The sequence below is a fragment of the Acidovorax sp. A1169 genome (genome assembly GCF_030704685.1).
GTDB lineage: Bacteria > Pseudomonadota > Gammaproteobacteria > Burkholderiales > Burkholderiaceae_C > Acidovorax.
On sequence record NZ_JAUZDX010000003.1, the window covers coordinates 21,791 to 42,937 of the forward strand.

The 21,147-nt window shown below is 65.8% G+C and carries 21 protein-coding genes and 1 pseudogene; 9 read left to right on the top strand and 13 right to left on the bottom strand.

Translation table 11 applies throughout. The features are described 5' to 3' along the window. Positions 1 to 86: 86 nt before the first annotated feature. Positions 87 to 1,172 (bottom strand): tyrosine-type recombinase/integrase, encoded by a 1,086-nt coding sequence (locus QYL93_RS06105; RefSeq protein WP_305742821.1) that lies wholly within the window; start codon positions 1,170 to 1,172, stop codon positions 87 to 89. A 164-nt stretch (positions 1,173 to 1,336) separates the two neighbouring features. On the opposite strand from QYL93_RS06105, the gene QYL93_RS06110 reads away from it, so the two are divergent. From QYL93_RS06110 to QYL93_RS06120, 3 genes are all read left to right on the top strand, one after another. Then, positions 1,337 to 2,287, top strand: a complete 951-nt coding sequence (locus tag QYL93_RS06110; protein ID WP_305742822.1) for a DNA-binding protein — start codon at positions 1,337 to 1,339, stop codon at positions 2,285 to 2,287. Positions 2,288 to 2,998: 711 nt separating this feature from the next. Next, entirely contained in the window at positions 2,999 to 3,502 is a 504-nt protein-coding gene (locus QYL93_RS06115) for a VC1465 family Xer recombination activation factor (protein WP_305742823.1), read from the top strand. Further along, positions 3,499 to 3,870, top strand: a complete 372-nt coding sequence (locus QYL93_RS06120; protein ID WP_305742824.1) for a hypothetical protein — start codon at positions 3,499 to 3,501, stop codon at positions 3,868 to 3,870. The genes QYL93_RS06115 and QYL93_RS06120 overlap by 4 nt, the downstream gene beginning before the upstream one ends. Positions 3,871 to 4,392: 522 nt before the next feature. On the opposite strand, the gene QYL93_RS06125 is transcribed toward QYL93_RS06120, so the two are convergent. Genes QYL93_RS06125 through QYL93_RS06135 form a run of 3 tightly spaced genes read right to left on the bottom strand, consistent with a single transcriptional unit; the run spans position 4,393 to position 9,269 of the window. Further along, positions 4,393 to 6,942: an EAL domain-containing protein gene (locus QYL93_RS06125; RefSeq protein ID WP_305742825.1), complete on the bottom strand. Its 2,550-nt coding sequence runs from the start codon at positions 6,940 to 6,942 to the stop codon at positions 4,393 to 4,395. Between the two features lie 59 nt (positions 6,943 to 7,001). Then, the gene (locus QYL93_RS06130) at positions 7,002 to 8,798 is read right to left on the bottom strand and encodes an EAL domain-containing protein (RefSeq protein ID WP_305742826.1); all 1,797 of its coding nucleotides are present in this window, start codon (positions 8,796 to 8,798) and stop codon (positions 7,002 to 7,004) included. Positions 8,799 to 8,825: 27 nt separating this feature from the next. After that, complete coding sequence (locus tag QYL93_RS06135) at positions 8,826 to 9,269, bottom strand: GAF domain-containing protein (RefSeq protein WP_305742827.1); 444 nt, start codon at positions 9,267 to 9,269, stop codon at positions 8,826 to 8,828. A gap of 108 nt (positions 9,270 to 9,377) precedes the next feature. On the opposite strand from QYL93_RS06135, the gene QYL93_RS06140 reads away from it, so the two are divergent. Continuing rightward, on the top strand, positions 9,378 to 9,611 hold the full coding sequence (locus QYL93_RS06140; protein WP_305742828.1) for a hypothetical protein: 234 nt from the start codon (positions 9,378 to 9,380) through the stop codon (positions 9,609 to 9,611). Positions 9,612 to 9,654: 43 nt separating this feature from the next. Beyond that, entirely contained in the window at positions 9,655 to 10,458 is an 804-nt protein-coding gene (locus tag QYL93_RS06145; RefSeq protein WP_305742829.1) for an SDR family NAD(P)-dependent oxidoreductase, read from the top strand. On the opposite strand, the pseudogene QYL93_RS06150 reads toward QYL93_RS06145, so the two are convergent. From QYL93_RS06150 to QYL93_RS06165, 4 genes and pseudogenes are all read right to left on the bottom strand, one after another. Then, positions 10,440 to 11,854 (bottom strand): annotated as a pseudogene (locus QYL93_RS06150) (MATE family efflux transporter). The gene QYL93_RS06145 and the pseudogene QYL93_RS06150 sit on opposite strands and share 19 nt — an antisense overlap. A gap of 41 nt (positions 11,855 to 11,895) precedes the next feature. Beyond that, positions 11,896 to 12,372, bottom strand: a complete 477-nt coding sequence (locus QYL93_RS06155) for a MaoC family dehydratase (protein ID WP_305742830.1) — start codon at positions 12,370 to 12,372, stop codon at positions 11,896 to 11,898. A gap of 34 nt (positions 12,373 to 12,406) precedes the next feature. Continuing rightward, positions 12,407 to 13,672: an MFS transporter gene (locus QYL93_RS06160; protein WP_305742831.1), complete on the bottom strand. Its 1,266-nt coding sequence runs from the start codon at positions 13,670 to 13,672 to the stop codon at positions 12,407 to 12,409. Further along, positions 13,662 to 14,141, bottom strand: a complete 480-nt coding sequence (locus QYL93_RS06165; protein ID WP_305742832.1) for a MarR family winged helix-turn-helix transcriptional regulator — start codon at positions 14,139 to 14,141, stop codon at positions 13,662 to 13,664. Before QYL93_RS06165 ends, QYL93_RS06160 begins: the two co-directional genes overlap by 11 nt. A gap of 58 nt (positions 14,142 to 14,199) precedes the next feature. Between QYL93_RS06165 and QYL93_RS06170 the strand changes: the two genes are divergently transcribed. After that, entirely contained in the window at positions 14,200 to 14,751 is a 552-nt protein-coding gene (locus QYL93_RS06170; RefSeq protein WP_305742833.1) for a PaaI family thioesterase, read from the top strand. Further along, positions 14,748 to 15,161, top strand: a complete 414-nt coding sequence (gloA, locus tag QYL93_RS06175) for a lactoylglutathione lyase (RefSeq protein ID WP_305742834.1) — start codon at positions 14,748 to 14,750, stop codon at positions 15,159 to 15,161. Before QYL93_RS06170 ends, gloA begins: the two co-directional genes overlap by 4 nt. A 93-nt stretch (positions 15,162 to 15,254) precedes the next feature. On the opposite strand, the gene QYL93_RS06180 is transcribed toward gloA, so the two are convergent. Beyond that, the gene (locus QYL93_RS06180) at positions 15,255 to 15,782 is read right to left on the bottom strand and encodes an OmpA family protein (protein WP_305742835.1); all 528 of its coding nucleotides are present in this window, start codon (positions 15,780 to 15,782) and stop codon (positions 15,255 to 15,257) included. Between the two features lie 64 nt (positions 15,783 to 15,846). Between QYL93_RS06180 and QYL93_RS06185 the strand changes: the two genes are divergently transcribed. After that, complete coding sequence (locus tag QYL93_RS06185) at positions 15,847 to 16,443, top strand: gamma-glutamylcyclotransferase (RefSeq protein WP_305742836.1); 597 nt, start codon at positions 15,847 to 15,849, stop codon at positions 16,441 to 16,443. Positions 16,444 to 16,541: 98 nt separating this feature from the next. Continuing rightward, the gene (locus tag QYL93_RS06190) at positions 16,542 to 17,066 is read left to right on the top strand and encodes a superoxide dismutase family protein (RefSeq protein ID WP_305742837.1); all 525 of its coding nucleotides are present in this window, start codon (positions 16,542 to 16,544) and stop codon (positions 17,064 to 17,066) included. On the opposite strand, the gene QYL93_RS06195 is transcribed toward QYL93_RS06190, so the two are convergent. The 4 genes from QYL93_RS06195 to QYL93_RS06210 form a co-directional block, all read right to left on the bottom strand. Further along, positions 17,053 to 17,640 (bottom strand): NTP transferase domain-containing protein, encoded by a 588-nt coding sequence (locus QYL93_RS06195; protein ID WP_305742838.1) that lies wholly within the window; start codon positions 17,638 to 17,640, stop codon positions 17,053 to 17,055. The genes QYL93_RS06190 and QYL93_RS06195 overlap by 14 nt on opposite strands. Further along, positions 17,640 to 19,907, bottom strand: a complete 2,268-nt coding sequence (locus QYL93_RS06200) for a xanthine dehydrogenase family protein molybdopterin-binding subunit (RefSeq protein WP_305742839.1) — start codon at positions 19,905 to 19,907, stop codon at positions 17,640 to 17,642. The genes QYL93_RS06195 and QYL93_RS06200 overlap by 1 nt, the downstream gene beginning before the upstream one ends. A gap of 14 nt (positions 19,908 to 19,921) precedes the next feature. After that, complete coding sequence (locus tag QYL93_RS06205; RefSeq protein WP_305742840.1) at positions 19,922 to 20,383, bottom strand: (2Fe-2S)-binding protein; 462 nt, start codon at positions 20,381 to 20,383, stop codon at positions 19,922 to 19,924. Positions 20,384 to 20,558: 175 nt separating this feature from the next. Then, positions 20,559 to 21,131: a TetR/AcrR family transcriptional regulator gene (locus tag QYL93_RS06210; RefSeq protein ID WP_305742841.1), complete on the bottom strand. Its 573-nt coding sequence runs from the start codon at positions 21,129 to 21,131 to the stop codon at positions 20,559 to 20,561. Between the last annotated feature and the right edge of the window lie 16 nt (positions 21,132 to 21,147).

Below are 21,147 nucleotides of genomic sequence, written 5' to 3' on the forward strand. Positions count from 1 at the left end.
ACTCGACTTGATTTGCGTAAGGCTCACAAGTGCTACACCAGCACGTCAGACGCTCGATGATAAGCGGTGCCTGGCCCGGTTTGCATCTATTGTGTGTAGCCTTCAGGCGCGCCATCGTCAAGCAGCTTTGCAGCTTGGCTCTGGCCCGATGACCGGAAATACCCCACCACGCTCGCCACACTGCGATGTCCCGTCATGGCCATAGTGTCCGCCAGAGGGATATTCTGCGCTCCTGCTTCGGTGACGAATCCTGAGCGCAGAGAGTGTGCAGAGTACGAGTCGGGCAATCCGGCAGACAGGGCGCGCTCCTTGACGATGTCTCGCACCGCTGCAGGGGAAAGCCCAACACCTGGTTTTCCGCCTTTGCCCACGCGCCTGAAGACGGCTCCTTCGCTGATCTCTGCAGCCGCCAGCCACGCCTCCAGGGCCTCGCCAGCCACACCCTCGATGGGCTTGTAGTTCTCAGGCCGATCCACCGCCATCTGATTGGTCTTGGAATGGGTGAGCACATAGGTGAATGACCCTGGGCCATTTCGCCGAAGGCTCTTCATGTCTGCAGCGGCCACCTCCGACCGCCGACGCCCACCGCTGGCAAAGGCAAAGAGGAGGAGGGCGCGGTCGCGCAAACCCTTCAGCGTGGAGAGATCGCAGGTCTCGATCATCGCCATCAGAGGGTCCTTCGTCAGTGCGTCCTTCTTCTTGGGCAGGTCGCCGCGCTTGCCGTACGCGCGGCGCGTCTTTCCCAGAAGCTCGCGCACCTTGGCATCCTGGCAAGGATTCTTGAGTTCCTTGATCTGATGGGTCTTCGAGAGCACCGAAATCCGGTGCACCAAGGTATTCAGGGCCATGGGCCCCAACTTTCCCTTGAACCCGGCCTGGACCAGCACCTCGTCGATTGCGCGCGGCAATTCGTGGACGAGCCCATCGGCCGTGGTGCGCTGCGCATGGTCGACGATGAACTGCAGAACCACGCTGGGCGGCACCGGCAAGGCTATCGGCTGGCCATACCGCACATTGAACCAGGCAGCCCAGTAGCGCAGGGCAGAGCGGTAGCTGGCGAGCGTGTTGACTGACTCACCTTCACGCAGCAGCTCGTCGACGGCACGCGCAGTGGCATCCGACAACATTTCCGGCTGCAGCGCCGGCAGATTTCTAAGGGCGGGAAGGCGCATTTGTAGTCCTAAGCCATCGATTTTTGCATTTTACTTACATAAAATGTATTGTTTTTTACAGAAAACAAATTTTAAACACGATAACATTCTTTTATCGTTGGTAATTTTAACGGTGGAGCAGGGCGATGCAACCAGGAATTGTTCGAGGGCCACGGGGCGTACAGATGGATGAGGTGTGGGCCGCCGCCGACGCCGTGCTCGCCCTGGGCGAGCGGCCGACCATCGAGCGCGTTCGGCAGCAATTGGGCCGAGGATCTCCCAACACGGTCGGGCCCATGCTTGATGGCTGGTATGGCGCGCTGGCCAAAAGGCTGCAGGCACCGGGAGATGCAGCGGAACACGGCGCCGGCGCAGAAGCGCCGTTGCCCGCCCCGGTCATACGGGCTGCGAAGGCCTTGTGGGGCAGGGCGCTCCAGCATGCAGATGAGCGGGCAGCGGCGCAGTTCACCCGGGCTCGTGAAGAGCTGAGTGCCCAAGCCGAGGCACTGCGCCGGGGTCAGGAGTCATTGGCCCAGGAAACGCAGCGCCTGGCCGACCGGAGCGAGGCCTATGGGGTGGCCATGCAGGCCAAGGATGCACAGATCGCCGAACTGGGCCGCCTGGTCCGGGATCTGCAGCAACAGCTCGCGAGCAATCAGGAACTGCTGGCCGCGGCACGCTCAGATAGCGTGCAACTTCGCTTGGCAGCAGAAGCGGACCGTCGACGGCAGGAGGCCAAGGAGGTGGAGCACCAGGCAGAACGGACGCGCCAAGAGGAGCGTGCCCAGGCCCAAGAACGCAGGCTCAATGCAGAAGTGGATCGGTCGCGCCAGGAGTCAAAGCGGCTATCGCTTCAATTGGACGGCGACAACCGGAAATACGCAACGTCCTTGTCCGATTCACAGGACAGAGCCCGGGAATTGGAGGCCCATGTGGGCGCGCTGCAGGCGGACAAAGCAGGCTTGGTCAAAGATCTACAGGCAGCCCGCGACGAGACGAAAGCCCTTCAGGCAAAGTTTGACGAGCGCAGCAATGAGATGTTCGCCGTGCTCAACGAACTGCGCGATCGGCTGCCGCCGAACTCACCCGGCGATGCAAAGCAGCCTACCGCGAAAACTCGCAAAACCAGAAGCTAGAACGACCTAGCGCTTTGGTTGGCGCTCTGGCCAAGGGACGCTAGCGCTTGCGGTTGGACTGGGAAACCACGCTTCCAGCCAGCGTCTTCGTGGCCGAGGACGAGCGTGGGTTGTCCAGTGCACCGGAGGCCTTGGCCTCCATCTTCGCCCCGGTCTGCGCGGCCGTTCCGGACTGACGAAGGGCAGAGCCGGCATGGAATGCGACAGCATTTCCCTTCGATCCCGGTTTCAACGCACAAATCTGTCATTCATCGGCTTCTTAGCAAAATGCTGTCGCATTGAATGCGACAGCAATTTATGAAGATCCCGAAGGGCATACGACAGCAATTTCATAAAAAACCGAAGTCGGCCCAAATTTTGAACTTGCTGTCGTAGTTCTGCCGTTTTTCTTCACATCTTGTTGTCGCCCGACTGATGCGACCCATTGCCCCACGGGATGTCAAATGAATTACCTGGATGCAGGTCGGTACCGAGATAATTTTCATATAGATCAACGGGTTAACGCGAAAATCTCAAATCTCGTCAAACGAATTACCCCAGTTTTGTCAAACGAATTACCTCACCCGCCTCTTGGCAGGGTGCCGGTGCAGCCACCGTGTTTGGCCCGTATTTTATTTAACATAATATACATCGTATCTAGTTAGGTATCGTCAGGGCCACCGTCGCCACGACCCCGACACCCGCGCCCAGCTTGCCCAGTCCTTCCGGTCCATGTACCGCAACCTGGGCCTGGATTTGGCCGGCTGCGCGAAGCTTCTTCACGTCACCGAGCGCACTTTGCATAACTGGGCGTCGGGCAAGCACGACATCCCCTATGCCACCTACCGGCTGCTGCGGCTGCTCAACCGGATGGAGCTGCCTGGGCCTGGCTGGGCTGGCTGGTGCTTTCATGGCGGCAAGCTCTGGTCGCCTGAAGGACGGTCTTTTGTGGGCACGGACAGCAATTGGTGGTCCTTGTTGATCCGCCGGGCCGACATGGCTGCAGTGCTTCAACGCGATTTGCACCTGGCTTTGGGGCGTGCTGCGGGTGCTGAGCGAGCACCGCAGGCGCGCAGCGATGCACCCGCTGCTGGCACCTCCGCAGGGATGAGGTCGCCTGTAACACCTCATCCTAGTCTCACCAGTGAGAAAAACTGCTTAATTGTTGAGCAGCAGACAAGCCCGGTGGAACGGAAAAACCGCTCTTCAAACGACGCCCGATGGGAGGCCGCATGACCGCCTGGAACAGTCCCAAGCACGCTGAACATCAGAAGGCCCACAGCGAGCGTAAGCGCTCCGGGCTGCAGGCCGTTGCACCTGCCTGGCAGGGTCTGGGCACCGCCAAGGTCCAGGACGCAGCCAAAACAGCCTTCAAGGCAGTCACCTGGCATCACCGAGCCTGCGGCTCGGTTGATGCCCAGACGTTCCGTCTGGACCTGGCCAGGGCCTTTGCGGCCCTGGTTGAGCGCCAGGCCGGCAACCTCGATGCGGCCGCCTGGCTGGATGCCTGGTCAGCCGACATGCCTGCGAGCTGGACGGCCCAGTACCCCGTCTATGCAAACCCCGATGAGCAAATGAGGGCGCAAAGCGTAGAGCAGGCATGACCACCAATTGGCACCTCTTGCCCATCTGTGGGCCCCCTGCTCTGCCTTGAAATAAATCGGGGTGCTTCGCTGCGCGAACAGCTGGCACCCCTTACCAAAACCAGTTAACCAGGAACTGAAATGGCTAGTGATAAGTTTAGTCTGAAAGTGCTCCAGCGAGCCACCGTGAGAGGCGGCCCGCCCCGGGGTATGGGGCAGCGCCCCATGTCCATCCGTCCACCTGGTAGCGTGCCCCGTGCTTCGTACAGCAAAGCGGCAATGGTTCGACCTGGTCGAATGCCGCGTGGCGCAGCATTTACCAATGACGTGGTGTCACCGCGTCATGGTAAACATGCCTTTGGAGTCTTTGATTATGTGAGCAAGTCACCATCGCTCCATTTTTTAAAGTACGATGAAGGTTATTCCGCCATGGAGGCGAGATAATGACTTATACATCGTATCTAGTCACAGATGTTTGCTCCCCATAACCCATTCCTGTTTACGTTCTGCGTCTGCTGTGAGTTCCTTCGCCCTCACACAGGCTCACTTCAGCCCCTGGCCAAGGCCGTCCAGGCTGCGCTGCGCCAGGCTCATCTGCTCCAGCGGCGCCGGGCGGCCAAACCAGTAGCCCTGGGCGCTGGCGCAGCCCAGTTGCAGCAGGCGCCGGGCCTGGGCCTCGGTCTCCACACCCTCGGCTACGACCGTCACGCCAAAGCCCTTGGCCATGTGGAGTACGGCCGTGACGATGGCGGCATTCTGGGACGACTCGACCAGGTCGCGCACGAAGGTCTGGTCGATCTTCAGGCAATCGAACGGCAAGCGGCTCAGGTACGCCAGCGATGTGTAGCCGGTGCCAAAGTCGTCGATGGCGATCTTCAGCCCCAGGGCACGCAGGCGCGAGAGCTGCTGGGCTGTCACGGCGTCGCCTTCGATCAGCACGGATTCGGTGAGCTCCAGCGTCAGGTGCGGTGCTGGCAGGCCACTGGCCTCCAGCGTGCGCTGCACCTGTTCGACGAAGTCCGACTGGATAAGCTGCCGGGCCGATACGTTGACGTGCAGGCCAAAGTCTTCGGGCAGGTACGGCAGCCGCTGCGCAATGTCCCGGGTGGCACGCAGCATGACCCAGTCGCCCAGCGCCAGGATCAGATCGCTTTCCTCGGCCATGGCGATGAACACGCCGGGCGGCACCATGCCGCGCGTGGGGCTGCGCCAGCGCAGCAAGGCCTCGGCACCCGTGACGCGGCCCGTGGCAAGCTCGATCACCGGCTGGTAGTGCACGAGGAACTGGTCCTTGTCCAGCGCCTGCCGCAGTTCGGAGGCCAGCCGGGTGCGCTCCATCGCCTGGTCTGCCATGCCGGGTTCGAACACCATCCACTGGCTCTGGCCATGGCGCTTGGCCTCTCCCAGAGCGATGCTGCCGTTGCGCAGCCACTCTTCCAGCCCTTCGCCACGCAGGTGACCCGCCACCAGGCCCACCGAGGCGTACACCATGACCTCGTCGGCCCCGGCCGAGAACGGTGTGGCAAACAGGCCCAGCACGGCTTTGCCGAACCGCTCTGCGGACTGGTCCCCCTCTTCCTCCACCAGGCTCAGAAGGGCGAACTCGTCCCCGCCCACGCGGGCCAGCAGAACCGGCGCAGGAAAGTGCCCCCGCAGCCGGTTGGCGACGGCCTGCAGCAACCGGTCACCCGTGCCGTAGCCCACGCTGTCGTTGATGGCGCGGAAGGCGTTCAGCCCCACGAGGCTGAGCACGGCGCGTTTCGGCTCCGTCCACTGGACCTGTTCCAGCAATCCCCGGCGCGTGAGCAGCTGCGTGAGGCTGTCATGGGTGAGCAGCTCCTGCATCTGCTGGAACGAGCGTTGCAGCCGGTGGGCCATCTCGTTGAAGGCGAGCACGAGGACCGTGGTCTCCCGCAGGGGGCTGCTGTCAGCGATGTCCGTATCCCAGTCGCCACGCGCGATCCGGTTGGCGGCCTCGGCCGTCCTGAGAATGGGCCGCGCCGCCCACTGAATCACCCACAGGCCGAGCAGGAGGCCGATGATGGCAATGGCGCCGGCCGCCAGCAGCGCCCCCTGGCCTGCACTGCGCGAATCTCCGAGCAGCTCGGACTCGGGCAGCAGCACCACGATGCGCCAGTCGATGCCACGGGGGTCCGCATAAGGTGTGACGCGGCCGAAATAGCGTGCGTCCAGGTGCTGGAAGTGAAAGCTCCCGCCAGCCGCCGCCGGAACCTCGCGCAAATAGCCCTCGGCCGTGCGGATCTGGGCACTCGTGCTTTCCGAGATGCGCAGGCGCTCGCGCTGGCCTGCGGCATTGCGGCGGTCGCTGAGCACGGAACCCAGTTCCGAATGGGCCACGATCAGGCCCAGCGCATCGACGATGAAAATCTGCCCCTGCCCGCGCAGCGGCTCCTCGCGCAGAAAGCGGTTCAGGCTGTCCAGCCGCACGTCGGCCTCCATGACCCCCAGCAGGTTGCCGTCGGCTACCACCGGCGTTGCGGCCGAGATGGTGATGTCGCCCCGCTCGCCCGCCGTGGTGTAGATGGGGGACCAGCGCGACTGGCCCGACCCCGCCACCGGTGCATACCAGGGCCGCACACGCGGGTCATAGTTGGGAAAGGCCGCCGCCACCTTGCGCAGCGTATCGTCCTCGTACACATTCATCATGCCGTTCGTCGTGGCATCCTTGAGGATCAGGCGAAACCCCTCACCGGGCTCCCGGCGGATGCCGGTGTACTCCCCCGCCCTGCTCCCGAAGCTCAGCAGGCTGATCTGCTGCTGCCCGGCATACAGGTCGGAGAAGACGCCCCGCAGGTGGGTATAGACGGGGCGCAGGTTCCCCTCCTGGTACAGGCCATGGCGGCTTATCGCATCGGCCACCGTGCTCTGGATCAGGAACGGGGTTTCCAGAAACTCCGCCAGGCGCGCGCGCGAGTTGCCGGTAAGGGCCTCCAGCACACGCACACTCTCCTGGTCGATCAGCTGGCTGATCTGCCGGTGCTGCGTGACCGCCTGCAGGACGACTGTGGCCGCGAACAGCGCCGCAAAAGGCACCGCAATGGCGGTCCGCAGAGACAGCTGAAAGGCACGCATCCTCATTCGCTCCGGTTACGGGCCCGCTGCATGCAACACGCGTGCCCGCAATGGTGGCGTCATGCAAGCACGCCCTGGCGGCCGCCGAGCACCTGCGCCAGCGGCACGGGGTAGCCGACGGCGTAGCCCTGGGCGTAGTGCACGCCAATGTCCCGCAGCAGGGCCACCAGGGCCTGGCTCTCGACGAACTCCGCCACGGTGCGCTTGCCCATCAGGCAGCCGATCTCGTGGATGGACTTGACCATGGCCAAGCTCACCGGGTCGCGGTCGATGTCGCGCACGAACTGGCCGTCGATCTTGAGCACGTCGACCGGCAGGTTGCGCAGGTAGGCAAACGAGGACAGTCCGCTGCCAAAATCGTCCAGCGCGATCTTGCAGCCACAGGCACGCAGGGTCTCGATGAAGTGATTGGCCGTATGCAGGTTGCTGATGGCCGCTGTCTCGGTGATTTCGAAGCACAGCTTGGAGCACGGCACATCGGCATTCTGCAGTGCCTCCAGAACGAAAGCGGTGAAGGCCGCGTCCCCGAGCGACTGGCCCGACAGGTTGATCGAGCACTGCCCGATGCGGCTCTGCTGCGCGACCACCCAGCGCAGCGCATGGGTGACGACCCAGCGGTCCACGCGGGCGGCCAGGTGGTAGCGCTCGGCGGCCGGCATGAACAGCCCTGGCAGCACCAGTTCGCCCTGCTCGCTGCGGATGCGCAGCAGGATCTCGCAGTGCAATCCCTGTGACTCACCGCCCTGCAGCGGCACGATGGGCTGCGCATACAGCTCAAAACGGTCGTGCAGCAGGGCATGTTCGATGCGGCTCACCCACTCCATCACGCCATAGCGCTGCGCCAGCGCCGGGTCATCGATGGCGTACACGTGGATGCGGCTGCGCCCTGCGTCCTTGGCCACGTAGCAAGCGCTGTCGGCCGCCTGCAGCAGGGCGCCCACGCTTTCGGTCTGCGCGTCCAGCGCCACCATGCCGATGCTGACGCCGACGCCAAAGCGCTGCTCCAGCCACACGAAGTGGTAGCCTGCCAGGCGCTGCTGCAGCCGCTCGGCCACCTGCAGGGCGGCGGCCACGCCGTGGCCGGCCAGCAGGATGCCGAATTCATCCCCGCCGATGCGGCACAGCAGGTCGTCCTCGGCCAGCAGGCCGGCAAACAGCTGGGCGATCTCGCGCAGCATGGCATCGCCTGCCGCGTGGCCGCAGGTGTCGTTCACGACCTTGAACTCGTCCAGATCCAGGTAGCAAACCACATGCTGCAGCGCGTGGCCGCGCGTGCGCTCCACGGCATGGGCCAGGGCCTGCTCGAACGCGCGCCGGTTGCCCAGCCCCGTGAGCTCGTCGTGGGTCGCCTGGTAGGCCATCTCGCGGCTCAGGCGGCGCTGCTCGGTCACATCGCGGAACACCAGCACCGCGCCCTGCACTTCGCCATCCGCATCCTTGATGGGCGACACCGTCGCCTCCACCAGCACCCGGCCACCGTGCAGGGTCTGCAAATGCAGCTCCGGATGGCGCTGGGCCTGCGCTGTCGCAATGGTGCTGGCCACCATGTCGGGCGCCGGCTGCGTCGATCCATCCGCAGCGAGCAGACCGAACACCTCGCCGTAGGGCCTGCCCACGGCGGCGGTCAGGCTCCAGCCGGTCAACACCTCTGCCGCCGGGTTGATATAGAGCAGGTGCCCCTGCGCATTGGTCGAGATCACCGCATCGCCAATCGAGTGCAGCGTGACCTGCAGGCGCTCCTTCTCATGGTAGAGCGCGTCTTCGGCCTCCTTGCGGGCCTGCATGAAGCGCACACGGTCCATGGCCACCGCCACATGGGCCGCCATGGCCTGCATGAAGTCGATGTGCCAGGGCAAGGGCGGGCGCACGCCTTCCGCATCGCCTTAGGTGCCCATGCCCACGGCACCCAGCCGCTGCTCCGCCATGATCAACGGCACATTGATGATGGTGCGGTTGTCCAGCGCCGCCACGATCTCCTTGTTGGTGCGCGGGTCGGTGCGTGCGTCGACCACCACCACCACATGGTCCGCAGCAATGATCTCCTGGACCATGCTGTCGCCCGCGATGGGTATTTCCGTGGTGTCGATGGCCCGGGCGAAGGCCGGGTCGCTGATCTGGCTCGAATGCAGCACGATCGATACGAACCCCGGCTTCAGCCCGTACACGCCCAGCCAGCAATGGGGGTAGCCCAGCACCTGCTCTGCCACCGGGGACACCGCATCCAGGATATCGGGCAGGCTCCACGCCCGCTCCAGGCGCTTGCACAGCTGCAGCAAGGCCTTGGTGTGCGAAGGCGCTTCGGTCGTGGTGGCCGTCAGGTCGCTCATGAACGCAGTGTATCCAAGGGTTTCATCAAAACCCCGCGCATCGGGCAGTTTGTTGATGATTGTTTACACCCATGGGACGGGAATTCGCGCTGTGATAGCTTGTGCCCCATGGAGTATGTCGATTTTGTGGTGTCCTGGCTGGGCGGCAACCCCAGGATGGTGACCGCCTGGGCCTTGGTGCTCATGCTGGCGCTTGCCTGGCTGTGGCGCGGCCACCGGGCCAACAAGGAGCGCGCCCGCTTCAAACCCTTGCCGCGCAGCCGCGCAAAACAGGCCGGCGCCAAGGGGGCCGGTACGGTCGTCACCCCCAAGGCCCAGCGGCGCGTGCGACCACGCCGGTAGGCCAGTGCCACCGCGTGCCAGGCAAACCGCTACCATCCCGGGCATGACATTGCCTACTGCGCCCTCCCCCATCGCCTCTTCCACCGTCCACTTCGGCCACCAGGGCCGTGTCTGCATCGTCACCGGGGGCGCGCAAGGCATCGGCGAGGCCTGCGTGCGGCGCTTTGCCCGCGAGGGCGCGCACACGGTGATTGCCGACGTCGACGATGCCCGGGGTACGGCCCTGGCGCAGGAGCTCGGTGCGCTCTACGTGCGCTGCGACGTGGGCGACAAGGCGGCAGTGGATGCCCTGGTGGCGCACACGCTGCAGGCCCATGGCCGGGTGGACGTGCTGGTCAACAACGCCGGCATCTTCCGCGCAGCGGATTTCCTCGAAGTGACTGAGGAAGACTTCGACGCCGTGCTGCGCGTCAACCTCAAGGGCTCGTTCCTGGTGGGCCAGGCCGTGGCGCGTGCCATGGTGGCCTCGGGCGGCGGCTCCATCGTCAACATGAGCTCGGTCAACGGCGTGCTCACCATCCCCAGCATCTCCAGCTACAACGTGAGCAAGGGCGGCATCAACCAGCTCACGCGCGTGATGGCGCTGGCCCTGGCCGACAAGAACGTGCGCGTGAATGCGGTTGCGCCCGGCACCATCGCCACCGAACTGGCGGCCAAGGCCGTGCTCACCAGCGACGAGGCAAAGGCCAAGATCATGTCGCGCACACCCATGAAGCGCCTGGGCGACCCGGCCGAGATCGCCGACGTGGTGGCCTGGCTGGCCAGCGATGCGGCCAGCTACGTCACCGGCGAGATCGTCACCGTGGACGGTGGGCGCATGACGCTGAACTACACCGTGCCAGTCTGACGCCTGAGCAGCCCTGCCGGGCTGCTCGGCCAACCCACGCGGCCAAACCAGGCGCCGCCGGCAATTGCCCATCCGATCACGATGCCGTAGACCACCAGCGCCACACCCTGGGCGGCAAACACGCCGGCCAGGCCGCCGTCCCAGCGCAGCGCCAGCCACCCGCCCACCACGGCGATCACCAGCCTTGCCAGGTTGCCGGCCTTGCCAGGTTGCCGGCCACCGGCCAGAACAGGCGCCCTGCCCCCTGCGAGGCGAAGTACAGCACCAGCCCCAGGCCGAAAAAGCCATACACCGGGCCCACCGTGCGCAGGTACTGGCTGCCTGCGGCGATCATGGCCGGGTCGCTGGCGAACAGTGACAGCCAGGTGGCGGGAAAAAATGCGGCCCACAGGCCGATGGCCTCGGTCATGCCAAACGCCATGGCGGCGCCGATCCAGGTGGCGCGCAGGGCACGCTCGCGCTGGCCCGCGCCGATGCAGGTGCCGACCATGGCCACCAGGGGCGCGCCAAAGCCGAACACCAAAGGCACCATCAGGTATTCGAGCCGCGATGCCGTGCCGTAGCCGGCGATGGCCGCCGTGCCGAAGCCGCCCACCAGCGCCGTGGTGACGCCGATGGCCACGTTGGTCGCCACGGTGGAGACCGCCCCCACCAGGCCCACGCGCAGAATATCCACGAACAGCGCCCAGCGCAGTTGCAACCCCTTGAACGCGGGCCGCAGCAGGCTGCGCGGCGACCACAGGTACCAGGCCAGCACGGCACTGCCCAGCACGTAATAGGCCATGAGCGCGATGGCACCGCCCGCAATGCCCAGGCCCGGCAGTGGGCCCCAGCCGAAGATCAGCAGCGGCGACAGGGGGATGAGCACCAGCGCGCCCCACACCGTGACATAGGCCGGCACGGCCATGTTGCCCGTGCCGCGGATGATGGCCGCCAGGGTGTTAAACACCCAGACGCACACCGCGCCGGCAAACACCCAGTTCGAATAGATCAGTGCTGCCTCCAGCGCGCCCCCTGCCCCGCCCATGCGGGTGTAGAGCCAGCGCCCGCCCCCCACCACGGCCAGGGTGAACACGAGCGAAAACACCAGCCCGATGACCAGCGCATGCAGCACCAGCGCGTCCGCGTCCTCGCGCCGGCGCGCACCCAGCGCCCGCGCAATGGCTGCCGCCACGCCGCCGCCAATGGCGCCGGCCGACATCATCTGCATCAGCATCACCACCGGGAACACCAGCGCCATGCCGGCCAGCGCATCGGTGCCGAGCTTGCCGACGAAATAGGTCTCGATCAGGCCCACGCCGGCCTGGGCCAGCATCACCAGCACATTCGGGGCCGCCATGCGCAGCAGCGTGGAGGCGATGGGTGCCTCCAGCAGCATGCGGGTGCGCGGGTTCATCGCAGCCGCGCCCGCAGGGGCCGCAGGATGGGCAGCAGTGCTCATGGTGCAGCCCCGGGCTTGCGCGGCACGACTATACGCACGGTGGAGACCTGCAGCACCTCGTCGTTCTGGTTGCGCGTTTCGCTGCGGATGGTGACCATGCCGCGGTCGGGCCTGGACTTGGAGGGGGTGGCCTCCATGACCTCACTCACCACGTGCAGCACGTCCGTGGGTCGCGTGGGCCGGGGCCAGGCCACGTCGCCACTGGCCCCGATGATGCCCCCGGCCACGGGCAGCCCTGTGGTCACCTGCAGGCGCATGGTGATGGCCGCCGTGTGCCAGCCGCTGGCCGCCAGGCCGCCGAACAAAGATCCCTTGGCAGCGGCATCGTCCATATGGAAGGGCTGCGGATCGAACTGCCTTGCAAAGGCAATGATCTGCTCGGCGTCCATCGCATGTTCACCGCTCTTGAAGCGGCGGCCCACGGCCATGTCATCGAAATACAAGGCTTGCACTGCAGTAGTGGTATCGGTCATGTTCAACAGACTCTCTGGAAACGGTGCCGGGGTATCAGGCGGCTGCGGGAACCAGGCGCTTGAGCGGCGCCTCGCGGATCGGCAGGTTCACCAGCGCGGCACCCAGGGCCAACGCGATGTCGATGTACCAGACCCAGTCGTAGCTGCCCGTGGCCTGGAACACGCTGCCGCCCAGGTAGGCGCCGAAGAAGCCGCCGATCTGGTGCGACAGCATCACCACGCCGAACAGCATTGCCATGTTGGCCGTGCCGAACATCTTGGCCACCAGGCCGGCCGTGGGCGGAACGGTGGACAGAAAGGTCACGCCCATCACTGCGGCAAAGATCAGCATCACGGCCGTGGTCTTGGGGGCGAACAGAAAGACCAGCACCGCCAGGCCGCGCGTGGCGTACAGCAGCGACAGCAGCGACTTCATGCGCCAACGGCCCACCGCCCAGCCCATGGCCAGGCTGCCGATGATGTTGAACAGGCCGATCATCGCCAGCGACCAGCCGCCCACCTCGGGTGGCAGACCGCAGGCGGCCACCACACCGGGCAGATGCGTTGCCAAAAAGGCCACGTGAAAACCGCACACCAGAAAGCCCGCCGACAGGTACAGGTAGCTGCGCGTGCCCAGCGCCTGGGCAATGGCTTCGCGCGCCGTCAGCGCCTTCACGCCCGATGCTGCTGCGGCCTGTGCCGCCAGTGCCTTCGAGTTGCCCTTGAGCACGAAGACCGCCGGCAGGGCCAGCAGCACCAGCACGCCCAGCCACTGCATGGCACTGGCCCAGCCCACCGCAGCCGTGAGGCCAATGGCAATAGGCGCCATGGCAAACTGGCCGAACGAGCCGCCCGCGTTGACGATGCCAGTGGCCAGGCCGCGCTTGTTGGCGGGCACCAGCCGCGTGCTGGCGGCCATCAGCACCGAGGGGCCGGCCATGCCGGCTCCGCCCGCCGCCAGCACGCCAATGGCAAAAATCAGCCCGGCCGTCGTCGTCATCAGCGGGGTGATGAACGTGCCCAGCGCCACCAGCACCACCCCCAGAAAGATCACGCGCCCGGTGCCAATGCGGTCGGCCACCGCACCTGCAAACGGCTGCGTGAGGCCCCACCACAGCTGGCCAAAGGCAAACGCCAGGCTGATGCTGCCCACGCCCAGGCCCGTGGACGTGTTCAGGGAAGAGAGGAACAAGCCCATGGTCTGGCGCGTGCCCATGGTGAGGGCAAAGGCGCCTGCAGCCGCCATCAGCACCAGCCAGATGGCGATGGGTGGGACGGCAGGCTTGGCCGCCGAAGGTGCGGAAACGGTGTCATTCGCCATGGTCAAGCTCCGAGATGGGGGACAGCAGTTCAAGGCACTCATCGGCCAGGGTGTGCAGCGCCATCACGCGCTCCAGGCCCAGCAGGTCGTTGAGCGCCAGTTGCGCCACCTTCCAGCAACGCTGGGCTTCGGCGCGCTTGTCGCGGCCCGCGTCGGTGATGTGCACCAGACGGCTGCGCCCATCGGCCCCGGCCTGCAAGGTCACCCAGCCGGCATCCACCAGCGGGCGCAGATTGCGCGTGAGGGTCGATGCGTCCATCTTCATCTCCGCCGCCAAATCGCCGGGGCGGATGGGGCCGAGGCTGAGCACATGCGACAGCAGCGAGTACTGCGTGGTCTTGAGCCCGCACTTGGCCATCTCGGCGTCGTAGTGCTGCCCCACGCGGCGCAGCAGCTGGCGCAGTTTGAAGTTGGTACAGCCCTGCGGACGCGCCGCAGCGGGTGAAGGACGGGTGATTTCGGCTTGCATGGATTTGATTGTATCTGCAATAATTGCATATGCAACACTTCAACTGAACGAGACCCCCATGACCCAGCACAACCAACTCGAACAATGGCTTGCCCTGGAGCAAGAGGTGATGGCCCGCATGAACGCCGGCGTGGGCCCCGGCGTGTCCCGGCCCGACCAGGTGGCCGGGCTCGACGGCCTGCAGACGATGCAGGCCATGCTGCGCGGCGAGCTGCCCTACCCTCCCATTGCACGCACCCTCGACTTTCGCCTGGTGGAGGTAGGTGAAGGCCTGGCCATCTTCCAGGGCACACCGGGTGTGGAGCACTTGAACCCCATGGGCACGGTGCACGGCGGCTGGTTCGCCACCCTGCTCGACTCGGCCCTGGGCTGCGCGGTGCACACCCGCATGCTGCCCGGGCGCGGCTACACCACGGCCGAGTTGGGCGTGAACCTGGTCAAGGCCATCACCCCCAAGGTGCCGCGCGTGCGCGCCGAAGGCCGGGTAATCCACTGCGGGCGCCAGTTGGCCACGGCCGAGGCGCGCCTGGTGGGACCCGACGGCACCCTGTACGCCCACGCCACCACCACCTGCCTGGTTTTCGATCTACCGGCACAATCGAGGGCATGAGATTCCTCCACACGATGCTCCGCGTTGGCAACCTTCAGCGCTCGATTGATTTCTACACCCAGGTACTGGGCATGCAGCTGCTGCGCCAGTCCGAAAACCCCGAGTACAAGTACTCGCTGGCCTTCCTCGGCTTCGACGGCGGCAACCCCGGCCAGGCCGAGATTGAGCTGACCTACAACTGGGGTACCGAAAGCTATGACCTGGGCACGGCCTACGGCCACATCGCGCTGGGCGTGCCGGATGCGTATGCGGCCTGCGAGAAGATCAAGGCGGCGGGTGGCAATGTGACGCGCGAGGCGGGGCCGGTCAAAGGCGGTAGCACGGTGATCGCGTTTGTGACGGATCCTGATGGGTACAAGATTGAGCTGATTGAGCGCAAGAACGATACGGGTGGCACGGGATTGCGCTGAGTGCCCGCCCTGCTGAAACGACAAAGCCCGGATTGACCGGGCTTTGTCGTTCATGGCACGCCACGCCGCAGCGTGGGGCTGTGGGCATATGTATCAGCTCGCAGCCAAGGCCACTTCCACCCGCCGCGCTTCGGCGTTGTTGCCGCTGGCCGTGGTTTGCTCGGGCTTCTTGAGCTCGATCTTGTCTTCGGCGACGCCCAGCGCCTTGAGTGCATCGCGCACGGCGTAGGCGCGCTGCTTGGCAAGCTCGGCGTTGATGGCGGCGTCGCCCGTCGCGTCATGGAAGCCCGAAACCACGGCCTTCTTGCCTGCGGCCACACCCTTGACCACGTCGGCCAGGGCTGCGTTGGCGCCGGCTGCCACGTCGGCCTTGGCGCTGGCAAAGTAGAACTTCACCACACCATTGTCCACGCGCACGCTGGCCACGTCAGCGGCCGCAGCGGCTGGCGCGTTGTTTGCAACAGCGGTGGTGGTGGCAGCAGGAGCGGCCTTGGCCGGAGCAGCGCCCGAGCGCTTGACCACGACCGTGCCGACGGTAATGGAAATCACCAGCGCGATCAGCGCAAACAGGAAACCGAGGGCAAAACGTTCTTGGCTGTCGTTATCGGAACTGCTGGACATGGAAACTCCCTGTAAAAATAGTGGATGCAGTGCTGTGCAAAGCCTTTGATTGTAGAGTGACACCATGACGAATCTGCCCGCACCGTTGCGCGACCCTGCTCCCATGCTGGAGCGGGCCCTGCAGGAATGGGGTGGCCACAAGGACCTGTGGGTGTTCGGCTACGGCTCCCTGATCTGGCGCCCCGATTTCGACTTTTCCGAGCGCCGTGCTGCGCGCGTGCATGGCTGGCACCGCGCCTTGAAGATGTGGAGCCGAATCAACCGCGGCACACCCGAGTGCCCGGGCCTGGTGTTCGGCATGCTCTCGGGTGGCAGTTGCCGGGGCATGGTGTTCCGGGTGGACAAGGCACACGCCCGCCAGGTGCTGATCAACCTGTGGCAGCGCGAGATGATGACCGGCGTGTACGACCCGCGCTGGCTTACCTGCCACACGCCCCATGGCAGCGTGCAGGCGCTGGCCTTCACCCTGTCGCGCAAAAGCCCAAACCACACGGGCGAGCTGCCCGACCAGGAGTACCAGCGCATCTTCGAGCAGGCCTGCGGCCGCTTCGGCACCACGCGCGACTATGCCCAGGCCACCTACGACGAGCTGCGCCGCATGGGCATCCACGATCGCTCTTTGGGAAGATTGCTTTCGCTTACCGACAAAAAGCAGGCATAGTGGTGCACCTTGAAGGTGCGAAGAGCCATTCGCAGCTTCCGCTGCCCCCAGCCCCGGGGCAGTGTGCTTTCTCTGCCTTTTTTCAGGAGTCGATAACCATGAAGAATCTTCGTTTTGCATCGCTGGCCGTTGCCGCTGCCTCCCTGGCGGGCTGCGCCGCCTTTTCGTCGTCTGGCCCTTCGGCCGTGGCCAAGCTGGAATCCACGCGCGGCAACGCCACCACCGGCATGGTGACCTTCACCCAGACGGGCGAGACGGTCAAGGTGATGGGCGAAGTGCGCGGCCTCAAGCCCAATGCCGAGCATGGCTTCCACATCCATGAAAAAGGCGACTGCTCCAGCGGCGACGGCATGAGCGCCGGCGGCCACTTCAACCCCGGTGGCAAGCCGCACGGTAGCCACGGCGGCGCCGAGCACCACACGGGCGACCTGCCCAGCCTGAAGGCCGACGCCGGTGGCGTGGCCAAGATCAGCTTCGAGTCGCGCTCCATCCGCGTGGGCAGCACCGCCAACGACATCGTCGGCAAGGGCCTGATCGTGCACCGCGACCCCGACGACTACACCACCCAGCCCACCGGCAATGCCGGCCCGCGCCTGGCGTGCGCGGTTATCACTGCGAAGTAAGCCTTCCGGCCAGGATCTGCTCGGCCCGGGCGAGGTCCTGCACGGTGTCCACATCGGTCACCGTGCCTTCATCATGCACCTCCACCAGGCGCAACCTGCCCTGCTGCGCCTGCTCGCGCACCACGCCGGCGGCGCCCTGCTCGCCCGCCAGGGCCAGCAGGCCAGGCAGGCACAGGGCTGAAAACGCCACCGGGTGGCCGCGCTCGCCACGGTGCACCGGCACGGCCACCGCACACCCGTACAGCGCGCCCACCATGCCGCGCAGGGTTTCTGGCCGCACCAGGGGCAGATCCGCCGGCAGCACCAGCCAGCCGGGTGCAGTGGCCGTGGCCCGCACCGCCGCCGCAATCGAATCCCCCATGCCAGGGTGGCCCGAGTCTTCCAGGTGCCAGGGCAAGCCGCTCTCGCGCACGGCAGCCAGCGTGTGCTCCAGCACCGGCACGCCACGCAGCAATGCACTCAGCTTGTGCACGGCCCCACCCGAGGCCGCAAAGCGCTCGCCCCGGCCCGAGGCCAGAACCAGCACCACAGGGGACGGCAACGGGTCCGGGTCTACCACAACCTTCTTCATCATCACGCCAGCTTGAAGGGCAACTCGCGCGGAGTCTTGCCGGTGAGCTGCGCAATGGCGTTGGCGAATGCCGGCGCCAGCGGCGGCAGGCCGGGCTCGCCCATGCCCTTGGGTGGGTCGGCACTGGGCACGATGTGCACGGCCACCTGGGGCATGTCGGTGATGCGCGGCACCGCGAAGTCGCCGAAATTGCTTTGCTCGACCACGCCGTCCTTGAGGGTGATGGCGCCACCGGGCAGGCACATCGACAGGCCCATCAGCGCCCCGCCCTGCACCTGGGCCTCCACGCTCTTGGGGTTGACCACCAGGTTGCAGTGCACCCCGGCGGTGATGCGGTGCAGCTTGGGCGTGCCGTCCTTCACCGAGGCCTCCACCACATAGGCCACCACGGATTCGAACGATTCGTGCACCGCCACGCCCCAGGCGCGGCCTGCGGGCAGCTTCTTCTTGCCATAGCCCGACTGGGCCACGGCCAGTTGCAGGGCTGCCTTGTGGCGCGGGTGCTTGTCGCCCATCAGGCGCATGCGGTAGGCCACGGGGTCCTGCTTCGTGGTGCGGGCGACCTCGTCGATCAGCGTCTCCATGGCATAGGCGGTGTGGGTAGAGCCCACGCTGCGCCACCAGAGTACCGGCACATTGACCTGCGGGTGGTGCACCGAGAGCTTCATGGGCACATCATAGGGCTCCTTCATGCCTTCGATGGCGGTGGCGTCGATGCCGTTCTTGACCATGAAAGCCTCGAACGGCGAGCCCTTGAGGATGGACTGGCCCACGATGACATGGTCCCAGGCGAGGATATTGCCTTGGGCGTCGAAGCCGATCTCCGCGCGGTGCACGTGCATGGGGCGGTAGTAGCCGCCCTTGATGTCGTCCTCGCGGCTCCAGAGCGTGCGCACCGGCGCCGTGAGGCCCGCGCCCAGCGCGGCCTTGGCCACGCCGCACGCCTCCACCACGTAATCGCTGGTGGGAATGGCGCGGCGGCCAAAGCCGCCCCCGGCCATCTGCGTGTGGACCTTGATGTTCTGCGGCTGCAGGCCCAGCACCCTGGCGGCGGCCAGTGCATCCGTGCCCGGCATCTGCGTGCCCATCCACAGCTCGGCCTTGTCGCCATTGAGCAGCACGGTGCAGTTCAGCGGCTCCATGGGCGCATGGGCCAGGTAAGGGAAGACGTACTCGGCGCTGATCTTGTGTGCCGCGCCGGCCAGCGGGGCCGTATCGGCCTGCATGGCGACCAGACCGGGCTTGGCCGCAAGCTCGCGGTAGCTGGCCAGCAGTGCGGTGGTGTCGGGCTTTTCCACGGCGCTGGTGTCCCACTCCACCTTGAGCGCATCCCGGCCCTGCTTGGCCGCCCAGTAGCCATCGGCGATCACCGCCACGCCTTCACCGCCCCGGTCGGTGGGCACGCGCAGCACGGCCTTCACGCCCTTGACGGCCTTGGCGGCCGAGTCGTCCAGCGACTTGAGCTTGGCCGCAAACACCGGCGGGCGCGCCACCACGGCGGTCAGCATGCCGGGCAGGCGCACGTCGATGCCGTAGTCCTGCAGGCCGCTGGACTTGGCCTTGGCGTCGAGCCGCCCCGTGGGTTGGCCGATCAGGCGGAACTGCTTGGGGTCCTTCAGGGTGACTTTTTCGGGCACGGGCAGCTTCATGGCGGCCTCGGCCAGCTCGCCGTAGCCGAGCTTCTTGCCGCCCGGCCCCACGACAAAGCCGTTCTGCGTGCGCAGGGCCGAGGCATCCACGCCCCACTGCGCTGCAGCCGCCGACACCAGCATGGCGCGGGTGCGGGCACCGAGTTCGCGGTACTGGGTGTAGGAGTTCTTGATGGAGTTGGAGCCGCCCGTGAGATGCATGCCGTAGGCCGGGTCGGCATAGGCCACGTTGGCATCGCCGTGCGTGCTGCGCACCTTGGACCAGTCGGCGTCGAGCTCCTCGGCCAGGATCATGGGCAGGCCGGTCTGCACGCCCTGGCCGAAGTCGAGCCGGTTGATGGTGACCGTGACGATGCCATCGGGCTCGATGCGCACGAAGGCCGAGGGCTGCTCGAAGGGCTTGAGGCCGGCGGCCGGCGCGGCGGCGCCCTGCGCAACCGCAGCCAGGGGGAACGCGCCCAGCGCAAAGCCGGAGGCCGCCGTCACCTTGAGGAAAGTGCGGCGCGCCAGGCCTTCTGAAAAACCGGGGCCGGTGGATTCATCGGCGCTCTGCGCCTTCTCCATCAGGGCCAGAAGGTGCTTGGGCATGTGGGCCTGTACGGCCACGGGGTCGAAATGCATGGTGTGGTTCTCCTTCAGGCCAGGGTGCGGGCGGCATCGTGGATGGCCGCGCGGATGCGCACGTAGGTGCCGCAGCGGCAGACGTTGCCGGCCATGGCGGTGTCGATGTCGGCGTCGCTGGGCTTCTTCTTGCCCTTGAGCAAGGCCGTGGCGCTCATGATCTGGCCGCTCTGGCAGTAGCCGCATTGCGCCACGTCGTGCTTGACCCAGGCGGCATGCACGGCCTTGCCCACCTTGTCGCTGGATGCGATGGTCTCGATGGTGGTGATCTTCTGGCCCGCCGCTGCCGAGATGGGCGTGATGCACGAGCGGATCGGGGCCCCGTTCAGGTGCACGGTGCAGGCGCCGCACAGCGCAGCGCCGCAGCCGAACTTGGTGCCGGTCATGCCCAGCGTGTCGCGTAGGGCCCAGAGGATGGGGGTGGATTCATCGGCATCCACAGCCGTTTCTTTGCCATTGATGTGGAGGGTGGGCATCGTGGGTTCTCCGTGGGGGATATTTTTGAGGGAAAGCAGGTAGAACGGTAAAGCGGTGATATGTCAGCGCGTCGGGTCAGCGGCGCCATCGCCGTCGCTCAAGGTGCAGCAGGTGCAGGTGAAATCGCGGCATTTTTAAGAGAATATTGATTCGATTAAAGCGCAAATCGGCGGCTCATGCTTTGAGCGCATCCCAGCACAGGCTGAAGGCGGTCTGGTGCAGGGCTTCGTCGTCGGGCAGGACACCGGTGCGTATCAGGCCGGCGGTTTCGCGCACCGAGCCGATCAGGCTGGCCGTGAGCAGCGGCACCGGCACGGCCTTCAGGATCTCCTGCTGCTGGCCCTCCTGCATCAGCGCGAAAAAGCCGGCCATTAGGCGGGTGGAGAACTCGCGGTTGCCCTCGGTGAACCAGGGCGAGTTGTAATACTGCTCCTGGAACACCACCTCGGCATGCTGGTCCAGACGGTGGCGCAGCAGGTTGCCCCAGATGCGGCGCACCCGGGCACGGTAGGGCAGGCCCGCAACCACGCCCTCCATGATGCGCGCGGCGGTGACGGTCTTGGCGTCCTGGTAGAGCTGGCTGATGAGCTCGTCCTTGGACGGGTAGTAGACGTACAGCGTGCTCGTGGCAATGCCCGCAGCGCGCGCGATCTGCGCCATGGTGAGCCCGCTCAGGCCCGTCTGGCCCACCAGGTCAAAGGTGGCCTGCGCAATGGCGCGCTGCTTTTCATCGTCTTTGGGTTTCATCGCCTCGCCAATATAA

Bases quoted from the DNA above. Each gene is read 5' to 3' on its own strand.
- QYL93_RS06125 (WP_305742825.1), bottom strand. From the start codon at position 6,942: ATGCGTGCCTTTCAGCTGTCTCTGCGGACCGCCATTGCGGTGCCTTTT.
- QYL93_RS06205 (WP_305742840.1), bottom strand. From the start codon at position 20,383: ATGCCCACCCTCCACATCAATGGCAAAGAAACGGCTGTGGATGCCGAT.
- QYL93_RS06190 (WP_305742837.1), top strand. From the start codon at position 16,542: ATGAAGAATCTTCGTTTTGCATCGCTGGCCGTTGCCGCTGCCTCCCTG.
- QYL93_RS06170 (WP_305742833.1), top strand. From the start codon at position 14,200: ATGACCCAGCACAACCAACTCGAACAATGGCTTGCCCTGGAGCAAGAG.
- QYL93_RS06110 (WP_305742822.1), top strand. From the start codon at position 1,337: ATGGATGAGGTGTGGGCCGCCGCCGACGCCGTGCTCGCCCTGGGCGAG.
- gloA (WP_305742834.1), top strand. From the start codon at position 14,748: ATGAGATTCCTCCACACGATGCTCCGCGTTGGCAACCTTCAGCGCTCG.
- QYL93_RS06115 (WP_305742823.1), top strand. From the start codon at position 2,999: ATGTACCGCAACCTGGGCCTGGATTTGGCCGGCTGCGCGAAGCTTCTT.
- QYL93_RS06155 (WP_305742830.1), bottom strand. From the start codon at position 12,372: ATGACCGATACCACTACTGCAGTGCAAGCCTTGTATTTCGATGACATG.
- QYL93_RS06210 (WP_305742841.1), bottom strand. From the start codon at position 21,131: ATGAAACCCAAAGACGATGAAAAGCAGCGCGCCATTGCGCAGGCCACC.
- QYL93_RS06165 (WP_305742832.1), bottom strand. From the start codon at position 14,141: ATGCAAGCCGAAATCACCCGTCCTTCACCCGCTGCGGCGCGTCCGCAG.
- QYL93_RS06185 (WP_305742836.1), top strand. From the start codon at position 15,847: ATGACGAATCTGCCCGCACCGTTGCGCGACCCTGCTCCCATGCTGGAG.
- QYL93_RS06140 (WP_305742828.1), top strand. From the start codon at position 9,378: ATGGAGTATGTCGATTTTGTGGTGTCCTGGCTGGGCGGCAACCCCAGG.
- QYL93_RS06145 (WP_305742829.1), top strand. From the start codon at position 9,655: ATGACATTGCCTACTGCGCCCTCCCCCATCGCCTCTTCCACCGTCCAC.
- QYL93_RS06135 (WP_305742827.1), bottom strand. From the start codon at position 9,269: ATGAGCGACCTGACGGCCACCACGACCGAAGCGCCTTCGCACACCAAG.
- QYL93_RS06180 (WP_305742835.1), bottom strand. From the start codon at position 15,782: ATGTCCAGCAGTTCCGATAACGACAGCCAAGAACGTTTTGCCCTCGGT.
- QYL93_RS06160 (WP_305742831.1), bottom strand. From the start codon at position 13,672: ATGGCGAATGACACCGTTTCCGCACCTTCGGCGGCCAAGCCTGCCGTC.
- QYL93_RS06105 (WP_305742821.1), bottom strand. From the start codon at position 1,172: ATGCGCCTTCCCGCCCTTAGAAATCTGCCGGCGCTGCAGCCGGAAATG.
- QYL93_RS06120 (WP_305742824.1), top strand. From the start codon at position 3,499: ATGACCGCCTGGAACAGTCCCAAGCACGCTGAACATCAGAAGGCCCAC.
- QYL93_RS06200 (WP_305742839.1), bottom strand. From the start codon at position 19,907: ATGCATTTCGACCCCGTGGCCGTACAGGCCCACATGCCCAAGCACCTT.
- QYL93_RS06195 (WP_305742838.1), bottom strand. From the start codon at position 17,640: ATGATGAAGAAGGTTGTGGTAGACCCGGACCCGTTGCCGTCCCCTGTG.